This is a genomic window from Flavobacterium cryoconiti, assembly GCF_048158645.1.
In the GTDB taxonomy this organism is placed as follows: Bacteria; Bacteroidota; Bacteroidia; order Flavobacteriales; family Flavobacteriaceae; genus Flavobacterium; species Flavobacterium cryoconiti.
On sequence record NZ_JBLNKW010000006.1, the window covers coordinates 87,733 to 102,773 of the forward strand.

Consider the following 15,041-nt stretch of genomic DNA (forward strand, 5'->3'; position numbering starts at 1 on the left):
AAATCGAAAGCGCATCCTGAAATCGGATTACTGAAATCTGAAACTTGAACACTGCAATCTGCAATCTGAATACTTTTTTCTACCTTTGTAAAATGTTTTCACTATTCAAATCAAACCCCGTACTTAAGGATCTAATTCCGGACAATCATATCGATATTCACTCGCATCTCTTGCCGGGTATTGATGATGGTGCCCGAGTTTTTGAGGATACTTTAAGACTAACCAAAGCGCTTCAAGGATTTGGAGTTACAGCGTTTATTACTACTCCACATATTATTCAGCACGTTTGGGAGAATACGCATGAACAGATTCTATCCAATGCCAAAACAACAACATCCAAACTAAAAGAACAGGAAATCACTGTTCCTTTTAAAGCTGCTGCTGAATACTTGATGGACGATCAATTTGTACGTCTTTTTCAATCTCACGATTTATTGACGTTGAAAGACAATTATGTATTGGTCGAAATGTCATACATCAATGCGCCAATCCAATTGTATTCGATACTGTTTGACTTACAGGTAGCAGGATATATTCCGGTATTAGCACATCCAGAGCGCTATTTATTCTACCATAACAATTTTAATGAATACGTAAAACTAAAAAGAGCAGGTTGTTTATTTCAGTTAAACTTATTGGCAGTTGTTGGTTATTATGGTACTGAAATCACTAAAATAGCAGAGCAACTGCTACAAAAAGGAATGTATAATTATGTGGGTTCTGATGTACATCATGACAGCCACATTGCTTCTTTTAACCAAAAAATAAAGATAAAAGATACAGCACCACTAAAAGAAATAATTGCCAACAATCAGTTTTTCAAGTTTGAATAATTCGTTTTTTAGAAATAAAACTTCTCAAAACAGCAATAGCCTGCCCTGAGTTTTTATCGAAGGGTCAGTTCGAGTGATTTTATAAAGTAGCGATAGCGTTTTTATAAAATTGTATCGAGAACCGTTGTAAAACCAAAAACTTCCAAGAAACAACCATCACGTCAGTTCGAGACTTAATTTTTTCCAAAAAAAGCAATATAAAATGACGTTTTAAGAAAGAGGTTAATAATTCCCCTCCTTTGGAGGGGTGCCCGAAGGGTGGGGTGGTTATAAATCGTATTTTAATAAAAACGTCAATGGTAGTGATTTTATAAAGTAGCGACAGCGTTTTTATAAAATTGTATCGAGAACCGTTGTACAAACTATACCTTCACCATTAGAATAAGTTCAAATTGAGCACTATTTTAAACTAAAAAAGCTTACAAAGAATAGTTCTTTATAAGCTTTTTTTGAGCAAACCGTTATAGAAGAAATTGTTACTTATCTAACAACTCAAATGCAGAATTCATACTTTTAAACTCCGGTACTATTTTTTTCATTTTAGATACGATAGCATCATTATCAAAGTTATTGGCAATACCTATAAGCTCATTAATATCCGTATTTAAGACTTCAAACTCATCTAAAACTTCTTCTGCAATCATTATTTTTTCGTGATGGGTAGGTAACGTTTTTGAAGTATCGTTAAGCAGCTCTTCATATAATTTTTCTCCTGGTCTTAATCCTACAATCTCTATTTTAATTTCTCTATCTGGGATAAATCCGGCCAACTTAATCATCTTTTTAGCCAAATCAATAATTTTAACGGGTTTTCCCATATCAAAAATATAAATCTCTCCACCATTACCCATAGCTCCGGCTTCTAAAACCAGTTGACATGCTTCGGGTATGGTCATAAAATACCTAATAATATCAGGGTGTGTAATCGTAACAGGACCACCTTTAGCAATTTGTTTGGTAAACAAAGGCACTACTGATCCATTGGAACCTAAAACATTTCCAAAACGAGTGGTAATAAACTTTGTGGTATTTTTCGTTATGGTATTCGTATTTTTAAATTGTAACGACTGAACATATTTTTCAGCGATTCGCTTACTGGCTCCCATTACATTACTTGGGTTCACAGCCTTGTCAGTAGATACCATCACAAATTTTTTCACATTATAAAAACAGGAAAGATCGGCAAGATTTTTAGTCCCTTCTATATTGGTCAAAATGGCCTGAGAAGGATTTTCTTCCATTAAGGGCACGTGTTTATAAGCTGCGGCATGAAAAACAACTTGAGGTTGATGCAACCTAAAAACATTATTCATGGCTTCTTTATTTCTTACATCGGCAATGACGGTATATATCGCAGAATCCGAACCTAAACTTTTCATTTCTAAACACATATGATGCAAAGGCGTTTCAGCTTGATCCAAAATAATTACTGTTTTTGGATTAAAAATCAATACCTGACGTACAATTTCGCTGCCAATAGATCCTGCTGCACCGGTAATCAATATTGTCTTATCTTTTAATTGCTTAGAGATTAATTTGCTATCCAAAACAATAGGCTTTCTTTCTAACAAATCTTCAATTTGGATGCTTTTTACTTTTTGCGAAATCTCTTTTTGATTTTCCCAATCCGAAATCAAAGGGACCGTGTATACAGTATAGTTGAATTCTAAACATTGATCAACAATAATTAATTGTTCCTCTTTAGACAAACTCTTATCTGCTATAATAACGGCCTGTGCATTAACAGAACGCATTAATGGCGGTAATTTTTTCTTTTTAACCAAAATCGGTAAATCCAACATCCGTTTGGTGGCGTTTTGGTTATTTTTATCTACAAACCCAACAATTTTAAAACGGGACGGAGTTTCAAATTTTAAAGCATTCGCAACTGATATGGCATTGGCATCAGTCCCATAAATAATGGTTCGTATTAATTTATTTGTTCCTTGATCTGAAAAATAAAGTTCAAAAGTCTGTTTTATGATAACACGGTATAAAAATAGCCCACAAAAAGAGAGGACGATATTGATAAAAATAGCCGTATTTAAAAAAGCCTTCTGTCCATACAGCAACTCATAAGAAAAATTAAAAAAAAGAAATATGATAAGCACCGCCATTTGCGAAAACAAAAGCTTTACTGCATCAATATACGAGGAATGCCTGATAATTCCGGAATAAGTTCTAAACAACCAAAAAAAGAAAATATTAACTCCAAAAAACCCAGCTATAAACCGAAAAGTGTGTGGCGTTACAATATAATCTAATCCAGTCCCTTTGAATATTAGAATAGTAAAAAAAAACGATAAAACTAAAACGGAAAAATCCATCATAACAATAATCCATCTGGGAAGATAGCTCAAGTTATGAATGCTGAATTTCAAGTTTTCTCTTGAAAAAAAATTAGAGTTTACCGACGTGGAACCAGAGTTTTTAGTAGTACTCAAAATTTATATTTTTTATAAGATTATAGCTTTTCAGTTAAACAAAAATACTATTAAATAATTTGAAAAAAGAAAACTAATCAAACCAATTCAATTATAACCATAATAAAACATGAAAATTCCGCTAATCTAATTTTGTAAGAATTTATATTTCATTTAGTTCTGGTCATTTTTATTTTTTAAATAATTTTAAAACAACCGATTTAATAGCGTCACAATCTTCCTGGGTTAGATTAGAACTGGATGGCAAACAAAGTCCCGTATTGAAAAGAGTTTCGGCAATTGTAGCACCATAATAAGGATAGTTATGAAAAATAGGCTGCAAATGCATCGGTTTCCACAAAGGCCTGGATTCAATATTTTCTTCTGCAAATGCCAATCTTAAATCCTCACTGGTAATTCCATTCGTTTCCAAAGGATTGATTAGAATAGTGCTCAACCAATAATTCGAAAAATAATTTGAATTCAGAACCGTAAAAATAGTAACTCCTTCAATATCCTTGAATAATGCAATATAAAACGCATGCATCTTCCTTCTCAAAACAATATGATTCTCCAAAACTTCCATTTGTCCCCTGCCAATACCGGCACAAATATTACTCATTCTATAATTGTAGCCTATTTCGCTATGCTGATAATAAGGGGCATTATCTTTGGCTTGCGTAGCTAAAAAAATAGCCCTGTCTTTTAATTTTTTCGAATTTGTAACGATTGCTCCGCCACCGGATGTGGTGATAATCTTACTCCCATTAAAAGAGAAAACACCTACATCGCCAAAAGTGCCACATTTTTGTCCTTTATAACTGCTTCCCAATGCTTCAGCACTGTCTTCAAGAATAGGAATCGAATATTTGTCGGCAATTATTCGTACTTCATCAATTTTATAGGGAACGCCATATAAATGGACTGTTAGTATCGCTTTTGGCTTTTTTCCATTACCAATACTTGTAATAATAGCTTCTTCCAAAGCAATGGGACATAAATTCCAGGTTTCCGGCTCACTATCAATGAAAATAGGAGTTGCCCCTTGATACAGAATAGGATTGGCTGAAGCAGCAAAAGTCATACTCTGGCAAATGACTGTATCACCCGCCTGAACGCCCAAGAGAATTAATCCCAAATGAATGGCAGCAGTCCCTGAATTTAAAGCAGCCACATGACCGGAACCCAAATAAGTTTCTAAATCCTGCTCAAAATTAGCTATATTAGTCCCAACGGGAGCAATCCAATTAGAATCAAAGGCTTCTTGTATGTAACGCTGCTCACTGCCTCCCATATGGGGTGATGAAAGCCAAATTCTGTTTTTACGCATCTTCTAAAAATTAAAAAAACACAGAAATTATAGTAATACTACCCGTTGGGTGTAATGAATTTTTGATGATAATTTTCGTCAGTTCGAGGCATAATTTATTTACAAAAAAAGCAATATAAAAATGACGTTTTAAGAAAGAGGTTAATAATTCCCCTCCTTTGGAGGGGTGCCCAAAGGGTGGGGTGGTTATAAACCGTATTTTAATAAAAAAGTCAATGGTAGTGATTTTAAGCATTAATACGATAGCTTTAATGTTTAAAATTGTATCGAGAACTATTTGTAAAAACAATACTTCTCGATTTTATGACAATCACTAACTAAGAATTTTTCAGAATCATTTTACGAATGACACGCTTCCGAACAAAGAGATAAATAAGAGTCAGTATTAATAAAAACGCACCCGTAAAAAACAAAGTGAGATAACCCTTAGTATCCATATAAACAACCAATGCATTGATTACCAACTGAAATACCGCATAAATAAAGGCTACTAAAATATGGGAATACCCCATTTCATTGGCTAAATATTGATACAAATGGGAGCGGTGTGGTTGAAAAATATTTTCTTTTTTAAGTAATCTATTAACGATGGTGATAATGGCATCAATCCCATAAACAGAAAAGAATAAAATATACCCTAATTGTCCCGAATCAATAATCGTTTTTATCATGAAATAGCCTAAAAATAATGCCATGCTAATACTGCCCACATCACCGGCAAAAGTTTTAGCCTTTTTTTGAACATTAAATAGTCCAAAAACAAAACAAGATAATCCCATTGTAATTAATAATGGCAAACTGGCTTCATTAGTCGGTAAAAAAGAAAAACTAATTATAGCCGTTAATGCATACAAAACGGTTATACCATTAATACCGTCCATGAAATTAAAGGCATTAACCCAACCTATCAGTAATACAAATACAATAGGAAGCACCCATAAAGGTTCATAAAACAAGTGTAAATCATAAAAAACCAAACCTACGGCAAGAACATGTGAAACAAATCGCGGTAACTGAGACAAAGGTTTAATATCGTCAATAAAACTAACCACGGCAACCAATACCACAGCAAGCGTTACAGACCAAGAAACGTATCCCAAGAAAAAAGCAATACTAATCGCTATTGGAAAAATAATCCCACCACCTCTTAAAGTAACAGAAGTATGGGAAGATCTGATGTTGGGCTTATCGATAATATTGTATTTATCCGCTATTTTAAAATAAAAAAGCTCAATACCAACCAATAAAATAAGTAATGCAATATATACCATGTTTTAAACTATGTCTAGAGCTGTTATCTGATTAATGCGGTCTGAAATCTAATTACAAATCACTGATTACTGAAACCTGATTACTGAACACTTACAACTTATGCTTCAGCAATCCCAAAAGATACTCGCCGTAACCCGATTTTTTCAAAGGTTCAGCCAGATCTTTCAATTGTTGTTCAGTAATGAAACCTTGTCTCCAGGCAATTTCTTCGATGCAACCTACTTTCAACCCTTGACGTTCTTCAATTACCTGAACAAATTGTCCGGCTTGCATTAAGCTATTAAAAGTTCCGGTGTCTAACCAAGCGGTTCCTCTGCTTAAAATCCCCACTTTCAAAGCCCCTTTTTCTAAATATACTTTATTTACATCGGTGATTTCATATTCCCCCCGAGCACTTGGCTTAATATTTTTGGCGATTTCTACGACTGAATTATCGTAAAAATACAACCCGGGAACGGCATAATTCGATTTGGGTTCCAATGGTTTTTCTTCTATCGAAAGTGCTTTAAAATTAGCATCAAATTCAACAACACCATAGCGTTCAGGGTCAGAAACATGGTAGGCAAATACTACCCCTCCTTCCGGATTGGTATTGGATTGCAACAACTCATCCATATTGGATCCAAAGAAAATATTATCGCCCAAGACCAGTGCTACACTATCTTTTCCGATAAATTCCTCTCCTATAACAAAAGCTTGTGCTAATCCGTTAGGGATAGCCTGTTCCGCATAACTGAATTTACAGCCAATAGAAGAGCCATCACCTAATAATTTCTTGAAATTAGGTAAATCATGCGGGGTAGAAATAATTAATATTTCGCTTATACCTGCCATCATCAAAGTAGATAACGGATAATAAATCATAGGCTTATCATAAACCGGCATCATTTGTTTACTCATCGCTAACGTTAACGGATGCAAACGGGTTCCGGAACCTCCGGCTAATATAATTCCTTTCATAATTGTACTAATTTTACGAATTAATTCGAATTTTTCAAATTAATCATTCTTTTATAAGTTAATGAAGGTGTGCCGAAATTAATCAACATACCCAATTCCATTTTTGTACATTTTAAATAATTCGTCAACTGCAAATAAAATGTTACAGATATTTGCGACACTGCTTTTATTTCGATAATAATAGTATCATAGCAAACAAAATCTGCTCTATATTGTTTTTTCATAAGCTGATTATCGTAATACAAAGACAACTTTACTTGCCTCTTAAAAGGAATTTTCTGAATGTGAAATTCTTTTTCCAATGCTTCCTCGTAAACTGCCTCCAAGAATCCTGCTCCTAATGTCCGATGCACTTTCATACAAGCGCCAATTATAGCAAAGCTTTCTTCTTTGTAAAGTATTTTATTGGTTGCATCCATTAGTGAAATTCGGATTAATTCGAGTTAATTTGCGTACTGTTTCTCATAATACATAGCATATTCCCCAGAAGTGATATTATTCAACCAGGTTTGATTTTCCAAATACCAATTTACTGTTCTTTCTAATCCTTGCTCAAAAGTAACTGAAGGTTTCCATCCCAACTCTTTATTTATCTTAGTGGCATCAATGGCATAGCGTAAATCATGCCCGGGACGGTCTTTTACATATGCAATTAATTGCTCTGATGCTCCAGCAGCTCTTCCTAATTTCTCATCCATTATTTTGCAAAGCAATTTAACCAAATCGATATTTTGCCATTCATTAAAACCGCCAATATTATAAGTGTCATGATTCTTCCCTTCATGAAAAACCAAATCAATCGCTACGGCATGGTCTTCTACAAAAAGCCAATCACGGGTATATTTACCATCACCATAAACAGGCAAAGGCTTGTTTTGAATGATATTATTGATAAATAAAGGAATCAATTTTTCAGGAAAATGAAATGGTCCGTAATTATTGGAACAATTGGTCAGTACATAAGGCAAACCATACGTTTCACCATACGCTCTGACAAAATGATCCGAGCTGGCTTTAGAAGCTGAATAGGGAGAATTAGGATCATAAGCAGTGGTTTCGGTAAATAATCCTTCGGCACCTAAACTACCATAAACCTCATCGGTACTAATGTGGTAAAAGCGCTTCCCTTCATAATTTCCTTGCCAAGTAGCCTTCGCAGCATTCAATAAATTCATTGTTCCAATAACATTTGTCTTCACAAAAGATAATGGATCCGTGATAGAACGATCCACATGGGATTCCGCAGCTAGATGTAAAACACCCTCAAATTGATGTTCAGCAAATAACTGGTCGATAAATGAGGCATCAACGATATCTCCTTTTATAAAAGTATAATTTGGTTCTTTTTCTATATCAACAATATTCTCGAGATTCCCGGCATAAGTCAGCGCATCCAAATTAAAAATTTGATACTGAGGATATTTCTTAACAAAAAGTCGTACTACGTGAGACCCAATAAAACCGGCACCACCTGTGATTAATATTTTTTTCATTTTATTATATATTTTTAGATTCGATTTATTTTATTTAGTAACAAAACTTCCCGAAATTCATTTTTTGTTTACCCCAAAATCCTGAAGGGGGCAAAAAATAAATTACAAAAGACGCTTATTTTGTATAAAATAGAAGTTCTCGATTTTCGGCTCCCTTTAGGGGCGGGGAAAACCGAAAATTGTATGTTCCCTTTTTTAATTTCATCCTTTAGAGACGATGTAAATCGAAAATTATATCATTTAAACATTTTTTTAAACTTTCGGTATAATCAGGGACACTAATCCCATAGGCTTTTTTAATTTTACTTTTATCCAATAAAGAATAGGCAGGGCGTCTTGCAGGCGTAGGATAAGCTGATGAGGGAATACCACTCACTTCACAAGTATAGCCGCCAATTTCCTGAATAGCCAAAACAAATTCATACCAGCTGATTTCACCTTCATTCGAATAGTTATAGATTCCAGGAATCCACTCTTGGGCTGTTACAATGTCCATCATGGTCTGAGCTAAATCGGCAGCATAGGTTGGGGATCCAATCTGATCGTTGACCACTCCAATACTATCGCGTTCTTGTAACAAACGCTGCATGGTTTTTACAAAATTGTTTCCAAATCTGCTGTAAACCCAGGAGGTTCTAATGATAATAGCATCCGAATTTGCTTTTAAACAAGCTAATTCACCTGCCCTTTTACTGGCACCGTAAACATTAACAGGTTCCGTTAAGGCTTCCTCTGTTAATGCAACAGATGAGGTACCGTCAAAAACATAATCGGTAGAAATATGAATTAGTTTTACAGAATGATCTTTAGCATATTGGGCAATAATCCCAACTGCCAAATGATTAATAACATCCGCTAATTCATGTTCTGTTTCTGCTTTATCAACGGCAGTATAAGCGCCACAATTTAATATAAAATCCGGATGAATCACCTCTAATTGATTTCTCAACACGGACAAATTATCCAACGAAACTTGCGTTCTATCCGCCAATATCCATTCAAATTGAGGATAATTATTGGACAACATCTTCAATTCCGAACCCAATTGCCCAGTTGCTCCTGTTACTAATATTTTTTTCATATTATTCAAAAGTCCAATCAATTTGGTCAAAATTTGGCAATATCAAATCCTTTTCAGAAACAATTACTTCATCAGGATTCACTTGCCAATCAATAGCCAAAGTAGGATCATCGTAACGAATCCCTCTTTCGCTTTCTTTGTGATACAATTGATCTACTTTATAAAGTACCGAAGCTGTTTCACTCAAAACCGAAAAACCATGTGCAAATCCGTGAGGAACCATTAATTGTTTTTTATTTTCGGCACTTAAAACAACACTGAAATGCTGCCCATAAGTAGGGGAGTTTTTACGTAAATCTACAGCCACATCAAGAATTTCTCCTTCCAAGACCCGTACCAATTTAGCTTGCGCAAAAGGATTAATTTGCAAATGCAATCCGCGAATCACCCCACGTTTAGAGAAAGACTGATTGTCTTGTATAAAGGTATATTCAATTCCATTTTCATGAAATTTGGCTTGATTGTAGGCTTCGAAAAAATACCCTCTTGAGTCTTCAAAAACTCTGGGAGTAATGATTACTAAATCCTGTATAAATGTTTTTTCAATAGTCATATTGTAATTATTATTTTTTAAATGATTGAAATGTTTTCAACAAACCTTCTTTTGATTGTATGGGCAAAGGCTTACCGATAGCCGCAACAATTTTCTGATTACTTACCACATAATTCTCGGTCAGTTTTTGCAAACGTTCTGAATTGAGTGGCAAATGCAAATAATCTCCAAGTTTTGCTACTCCTTTAATCCAAGAGGATGAAATATTTAAAATCTTGTTCTTTTTATTTAAACTATTCCCTAACAATTGAATTAATTGATTAGTTGACAAAGAATCATCATCCGAAACTTGATATACTCCTGAAGGTATTGAAGTATTTTCTAATAATTCCTTAACAACAAAACAAAGATTTTCAATACTTAAAAAGGACCGTTCATTATCAAAAGAACCCAATGGCCAAGGCAATCCTTTTGAAACCAACTGGTACAATAAATTCAGATTCCCTTTATTTCCTGGCCCGTGAATCATACACGGTCTTAAGATGTAAACTCGTTTTCTCTCTGATAATTTTTTATTTAAGATGTATTGCTCTGCCTGATGTTTTGCAATTCCATAATGAGTTTTTGGATTAGGAATTTCATCTTCGTTCAAGATCCCTTTTACTTCATCTGCCACTGCTTTTACTGTACTCATAAATATAAAAACTGATGCCTCCGATATTAAGAAAGTATCAAACAATTGCTTTGTCAATTCAAAATTAGCTTCGTAATAATCCTGAGGATTGGAAACTTTTTTCAAGTCATGCGCTTTACCGGATAGATGAATAATAGCATCGTCTTTTATCTCAAATCGTTGATTGGGTTCATAACGAACACTCATGGAATTTAATTCATGAGAAGTCTTTAAATAGTTTTGAAGATTCGTGCCCACAAATCCTGTCGCTCCTGTAATGGTGATTTTCATTTACTTGAATTGTGATAAAGCCTCCATATTTACTTTCTTTCTTTCAGAGTCAAAAAACCAACCCCATTTATTAAAGTAGGTTATTGCAGAGTTTACAAATATTTTGAATAATTTTTTATTTATATTAGCTCCCGATTCATATTCGTGTACTACCGAAACTTTTGGAAAGTAAATAGTTTTGTACTGTTGATGCATTCTTCTCGACAAATCCCAGTCTTCAAAATACATAAAAAAAGAATCATCATACATTCCTACCTTTTTTATCGCATCTAAGTTCAGTAAAGTAAAACACCCTGAAAGGACAGGAGCATTGTAAATTATATCTTTCGGCACCTTTCTCAACTCATACTCATTGATGAATTTCTGATACGCTCTTACCGGTTTTTTAATTTTCCTTTTCAATATACTAAACGGATTCGGCAAAAGTTTAGGTAAATTCTGAATCGTTCCGTCTTCATTCAAAATCTGAGGCATCATCATTCCAATTGTTATATCATTTGCCATATAATCAACCATTGGCGTAACCACATCACCTTCAAAATAAATATCTGGATTAACAATAAAATGATATTTTGAATCCAAAGTCATTGCTTTTTGAATAGCCAAATTATGGGAAGCTCCAAATCCTGGATTCGCAGGATTATGAATATATTCTATTCTTGAATCCGTAGCTAATATCTTTAACTCATCTGTGGGGGAATTATCTAACAAAAAAAGTTTGTCCATTCGTCCTGTTTTAAGGATAGATTTTATTGCATTTTGCAACATTGTAATATCGTTTCTGTATAAAACGATACAGGAAGTAATTTTTATGTTCATCTAATCTACTGTTTTTTATTCTTTTATACTCTTTTGTTCATAAATTAGTGTGTTTTTTAACATATTTCTCCCAATATAATCAATAACAAATTTTCCTTTTTTTATAAATGGTTTCTCAATAAATACAAATGTAAGTAATGCTAATAATACCGAAATAATAATTGCTATTACACAATGAAAACCAATGTAAATATGTCCCAAATAATGAACGATTGTTTGTTGAATTAAAAATCCCCAAAGATAAATTCCATATGAAATGTCATATTTGGGTTTTAATTTTAAAACAAAACTTCTCGATGATAAATAAACTAAAATATTACATGATGCAAAAAGAAATACAAAATCAGCAAAGCTTGTGTTTTTAAATGCAATAAATGCCAATATAGAAAAAATGACTGTATAAATACCTATCATCACTTTATCTGATAAAACAGCCAAAAAAGCTCCATAAGCAAAAGATATCGGGAGTAAATATTTTTCTGGGTTATTATCAATAAAACTTAAAAGAAATCTTGTGGGTAAAAGAGTATCTATAAATATTAAAACAATAGGAATAATAATAATAATAATATAATATTTATTTCTCTTACCTAAAATAATAAATAAAATCAGTAAAACAATATAACAAGCAACTTCATAACGCAAGCTCCAAAAGGAACCATTTACGATATTTGGATATAAATTTTCATTAAAAACACCAGGTAACAAATAATATGAGTAAAACACCAAATTACGCCTTATATAGATCAGATAATCTAATTTGGACAAATAATCAAGCACTTCAAATTTAGTCAGCGCCAAACCAAATATAAAGACAGTGACTAACAATACAAATAATAAAGCCGGAATTATTCGGAAAATTCGGGAAATAACAAAATAAATAGCGCTTTTTTTAGACAAATAACTATTAGTTACGACCAATCCACTTATAAAAAAAAACAATTTTACAGCAAATGCACCAGAATAAGTAAATTTAAAAAAATGCTCAATTGGATCAATCCAATAAATACCTGATCCATTAATTGCTTCACTATGTCCAACTATTACTAGACAAGCCAGTATGATACGAGCTAAATCTAGATTATTATTATCCTTATTTAGGAATTGAGAAATTTTCATTTATATATTTTTATTCAGTCAAAGAAATAAGCAAATCTTTAATTTTATTTTCTTGATAAGATTTTTCAAAAGAATTTTTAATATCTCGTTTAACATCAATTGAAATTGGTGTCAATGCATTTATTACATGTATAAAATCTTTTGCTTCTTTACATAATAAAAGTGAACCTTCGTAAAAATCATCGATTCCTTCAAAGGCGACTTCTGTTCCTATTACCGGTGTTCCGGCAGCAAGTGATTCTATAACTTTAACTTTGACGCCAGCTCCTTGAAAAATGGGTGCAATTAATGCTTGGCATTCTGCAATTTTTATATATGGATCTTCTAAAAAACCTAAATACTTAATGTTTTTGTTATTCTTAATTTTAGAAGTAAATTCTACATCTAAACCTGGCCCAATTATTTCAAATTTAATCTCATTTTTAAGATGAGGCAATACATTGTCCACAAACCAGATTAATCCCTGCATATTTTCCGGTCTATTCCAAGCTCCAAAAAAACAAAACTTAAAACTTAGGTTAACTTTATTATAATCAATAAATTTAATTTTATCATTTATAAAAAAATTAATCGTGCTTGAATTCAAGTCATAATTATTCTTAAGCAATAGCTGATCTTTTTTACTGAAAGTAAGAAGCAAATCAGCAGACTTTAAAATATATTTTTCAGTAAAAAATAATAATGAGTTAAATGGATTTAAATAAAAAAAGCGGTTTCTTTTTAGTTTCTGATAAATCACGTCATGACACATTAATATCTTAAATGATTTCTTTAGAAAAAGAGAATAAATAAATACTTGAGAAAAATCAAAATATAAAAACTTGTAATTTTTAGCATTCTTAATTAAAAACAATAATAATCTAAGTCTAAATCGTAATAAAAAAAAAGGATGCAAAAAAGGAAAATGGGTCCAACTATAAAATTTAGAAACTGTTGAAACATTAACTTTTTTTAAAACATTAACTTTCGAATTTACCTCAATTTCATGATTTGGATATGAAAAAAAAATCAAATCTATAGAATAATCTTCTGACAGTGAACTAAGAAGTTCTCGAGAATAATTTTGGCCTGCCGTAAGCTTGTTTGGAGGAAATGCTGTGAAAAATAAAATTCGATTCATTAATTTTAAAATAATTAATTGGCTTCTAATTTAAATATAAAGAGACATTAACGGCTATCCAAATATTGTTTTAAATGGCACGAATAATTCAATGTAATTCCCTGTCAAAACCGTATAAAAACGAGCCAGCAAATAAAAAACAAACATGATATATAATAAAAATCTCCCGTAAGTGTTTTCAGTATATTTTAAAACTAATGGAATTATTATAATCAAAACCATGTCATACACCAGAGATAAACGAACTAATACTATTGATAAAGAAACTGTGCTAAAATATAAAACAACTCCAGCCCAATACAGGTTAAAATAACCCTGGAATTCGGGCTCATTTTTCGTTATTTTTTTTAACATACTTGTAACTATTGCAAAAATAAAAATCTTGTTTGCAAATCCTTTCATGATTATTTCTGCAACTGGTGTTTTTCCCCCAAAAGTATTTTCACTATCGCTCAAATAATAATCAATTTTTTGCTGAACTATACCTCCTGCAACTTCTCCTAAACTTTCAAATATTTTACCTAACACTACCGAAAGACAAAAACTTGCCACCACATAAAGCACTAAGGTTAATGGCCTTAATTTTAATTTATAAATCCACCAAGCAAAAATAAAAACGATGGATGTTCTATGAAAAAGCATAGCTAGGCCAATCATTGACAAAAAAAACCAGAATTTCTTTTCTTGTATATATTTTATTGAAAAAAAAAGTATGGCTGTGGCTACTGTTTGTCGAACAAAAAAAACATTCGCATAAGTTGTGCTCCAAAGAATCAAAAGAGACGTTATAGGATAAGGGCTAAAATTTAAGATAGCCTTGCTTTGAAAACTAAAAAGAATAACCGCTAATACAAATAATAAAAATGTATAATTATTAAAAAATATCTTTACAAACTCATTAATCCTAGAATAACCCCATTCAAATTCACCAATGGTAAACCATTCTGTACTACCATTAAAAAAATCAAGATAGGCATCCCAATCTGTACCTGTCTCCCATCTAAGGAAAGAAAGGGAAAATAAAAAAAAAGACAACAAACTAAATAAAACTATATTGTCAATCTTTTTTAGTCCAAAAATTTCTAGAAATGAAAACAAGGCTAACACTCCGAATATTAGAAAATAAAATGTCAT

14 protein-coding genes are annotated in these 15,041 nt (G+C 32.5%); 1 reads left to right on the forward strand and 13 read right to left on the reverse strand.

The window, feature by feature from the left end; translation table 11 throughout:
* The first annotated feature begins 92 nt into the window (after positions 1–92).
* Positions 93–833: a tyrosine-protein phosphatase gene (locus ACM55H_RS10070; protein WP_416836381.1), complete on the forward strand. Its 741-nt coding sequence runs from the start codon at positions 93–95 to the stop codon at positions 831–833.
* A 476-nt stretch (positions 834–1,309) separates the two neighbouring features.
* Here the strand turns inward: ACM55H_RS10070 and ACM55H_RS10075 are convergent, their stop codons facing one another.
* The 13 genes from ACM55H_RS10075 to ACM55H_RS10135 form a co-directional block, all read right to left on the reverse strand.
* A complete protein-coding gene (locus ACM55H_RS10075; RefSeq protein ID WP_416836382.1) occupies positions 1,310–3,277 on the reverse strand; it encodes a polysaccharide biosynthesis protein in 1,968 nt (655 codons plus the stop codon).
* Between the two features lie 169 nt (positions 3,278–3,446).
* A complete protein-coding gene (locus ACM55H_RS10080; RefSeq protein WP_416836383.1) occupies positions 3,447–4,586 on the reverse strand; it encodes a DegT/DnrJ/EryC1/StrS family aminotransferase in 1,140 nt (379 codons plus the stop codon).
* Positions 4,587–4,903: 317 nt separating this feature from the next.
* Positions 4,904–5,857 carry an MraY family glycosyltransferase gene (locus ACM55H_RS10085; protein WP_416836384.1) on the reverse strand — a complete coding sequence of 318 codons (954 nt, stop codon included), beginning with the start codon at positions 5,855–5,857 and terminating at the stop codon, positions 4,904–4,906.
* A 91-nt stretch (positions 5,858–5,948) separates the two neighbouring features.
* Positions 5,949–6,818 carry a glucose-1-phosphate thymidylyltransferase RfbA gene (rfbA, locus tag ACM55H_RS10090; protein ID WP_416836385.1) on the reverse strand — a complete coding sequence of 290 codons (870 nt, stop codon included), beginning with the start codon at positions 6,816–6,818 and terminating at the stop codon, positions 5,949–5,951.
* Positions 6,819–6,838: 20 nt separating this feature from the next.
* Complete coding sequence (locus tag ACM55H_RS10095; protein WP_416836386.1) at positions 6,839–7,237, reverse strand: GxxExxY protein; 399 nt, start codon at positions 7,235–7,237, stop codon at positions 6,839–6,841.
* 24 nt (positions 7,238–7,261) lie between these two features.
* On the reverse strand, positions 7,262–8,311 hold the full coding sequence (gene rfbB, locus ACM55H_RS10100) for a dTDP-glucose 4,6-dehydratase (protein WP_416836387.1): 1,050 nt from the start codon (positions 8,309–8,311) through the stop codon (positions 7,262–7,264).
* A 208-nt stretch (positions 8,312–8,519) separates the two neighbouring features.
* A complete protein-coding gene (rfbD, locus tag ACM55H_RS10105) occupies positions 8,520–9,392 on the reverse strand; it encodes a dTDP-4-dehydrorhamnose reductase (RefSeq protein ID WP_416836388.1) in 873 nt (290 codons plus the stop codon).
* A 1-nt stretch (position 9,393) separates the two neighbouring features.
* A complete protein-coding gene (gene rfbC / locus ACM55H_RS10110; protein WP_416836389.1) occupies positions 9,394–9,945 on the reverse strand; it encodes a dTDP-4-dehydrorhamnose 3,5-epimerase in 552 nt (183 codons plus the stop codon).
* A gap of 10 nt (positions 9,946–9,955) precedes the next feature.
* Positions 9,956–10,849: an NAD-dependent epimerase/dehydratase family protein gene (locus ACM55H_RS10115; protein WP_416836390.1), complete on the reverse strand. Its 894-nt coding sequence runs from the start codon at positions 10,847–10,849 to the stop codon at positions 9,956–9,958.
* Complete coding sequence (locus tag ACM55H_RS10120; protein ID WP_416836391.1) at positions 10,850–11,668, reverse strand: glycosyltransferase; 819 nt, start codon at positions 11,666–11,668, stop codon at positions 10,850–10,852.
* Between the two features lie 15 nt (positions 11,669–11,683).
* On the reverse strand, positions 11,684–12,787 hold the full coding sequence (locus tag ACM55H_RS10125) for an acyltransferase family protein (RefSeq protein ID WP_416836392.1): 1,104 nt from the start codon (positions 12,785–12,787) through the stop codon (positions 11,684–11,686).
* Between the two features lie 10 nt (positions 12,788–12,797).
* Complete coding sequence (locus tag ACM55H_RS10130; protein WP_416836393.1) at positions 12,798–13,907, reverse strand: glycosyltransferase; 1,110 nt, start codon at positions 13,905–13,907, stop codon at positions 12,798–12,800.
* A gap of 54 nt (positions 13,908–13,961) precedes the next feature.
* Positions 13,962–15,041, reverse strand: a complete 1,080-nt coding sequence (locus tag ACM55H_RS10135; protein ID WP_416836394.1) for an EpsG family protein — start codon at positions 15,039–15,041, stop codon at positions 13,962–13,964.

What these genes read in the sequence shown, in the direction of transcription:
- ACM55H_RS10125 (WP_416836392.1), bottom strand. Translation starts at nt 12,787, where the DNA reads ATGAAAATTTCTCAATTCCTAAATAAGGATAATAATAATCTAGATTTA.
- ACM55H_RS10070 (WP_416836381.1), top strand. Translation starts at nt 93, where the DNA reads ATGTTTTCACTATTCAAATCAAACCCCGTACTTAAGGATCTAATTCCG.
- ACM55H_RS10115 (WP_416836390.1), bottom strand. Translation starts at nt 10,849, where the DNA reads ATGAAAATCACCATTACAGGAGCGACAGGATTTGTGGGCACGAATCTT.
- rfbC (WP_416836389.1), bottom strand. Translation starts at nt 9,945, where the DNA reads ATGACTATTGAAAAAACATTTATACAGGATTTAGTAATCATTACTCCC.
- ACM55H_RS10135 (WP_416836394.1), bottom strand. Translation starts at nt 15,041, where the DNA reads ATGACATTTTATTTTCTAATATTCGGAGTGTTAGCCTTGTTTTCATTT.
- rfbA (WP_416836385.1), bottom strand. Translation starts at nt 6,818, where the DNA reads ATGAAAGGAATTATATTAGCCGGAGGTTCCGGAACCCGTTTGCATCCG.
- rfbB (WP_416836387.1), bottom strand. Translation starts at nt 8,311, where the DNA reads ATGAAAAAAATATTAATCACAGGTGGTGCCGGTTTTATTGGGTCTCAC.
- ACM55H_RS10085 (WP_416836384.1), bottom strand. Translation starts at nt 5,857, where the DNA reads ATGGTATATATTGCATTACTTATTTTATTGGTTGGTATTGAGCTTTTT.
- ACM55H_RS10080 (WP_416836383.1), bottom strand. Translation starts at nt 4,586, where the DNA reads ATGCGTAAAAACAGAATTTGGCTTTCATCACCCCATATGGGAGGCAGT.
- rfbD (WP_416836388.1), bottom strand. Translation starts at nt 9,392, where the DNA reads ATGAAAAAAATATTAGTAACAGGAGCAACTGGGCAATTGGGTTCGGAA.
- ACM55H_RS10095 (WP_416836386.1), bottom strand. Translation starts at nt 7,237, where the DNA reads ATGGATGCAACCAATAAAATACTTTACAAAGAAGAAAGCTTTGCTATA.
- ACM55H_RS10130 (WP_416836393.1), bottom strand. Translation starts at nt 13,907, where the DNA reads ATGAATCGAATTTTATTTTTCACAGCATTTCCTCCAAACAAGCTTACG.
- ACM55H_RS10120 (WP_416836391.1), bottom strand. Translation starts at nt 11,668, where the DNA reads ATGAACATAAAAATTACTTCCTGTATCGTTTTATACAGAAACGATATT.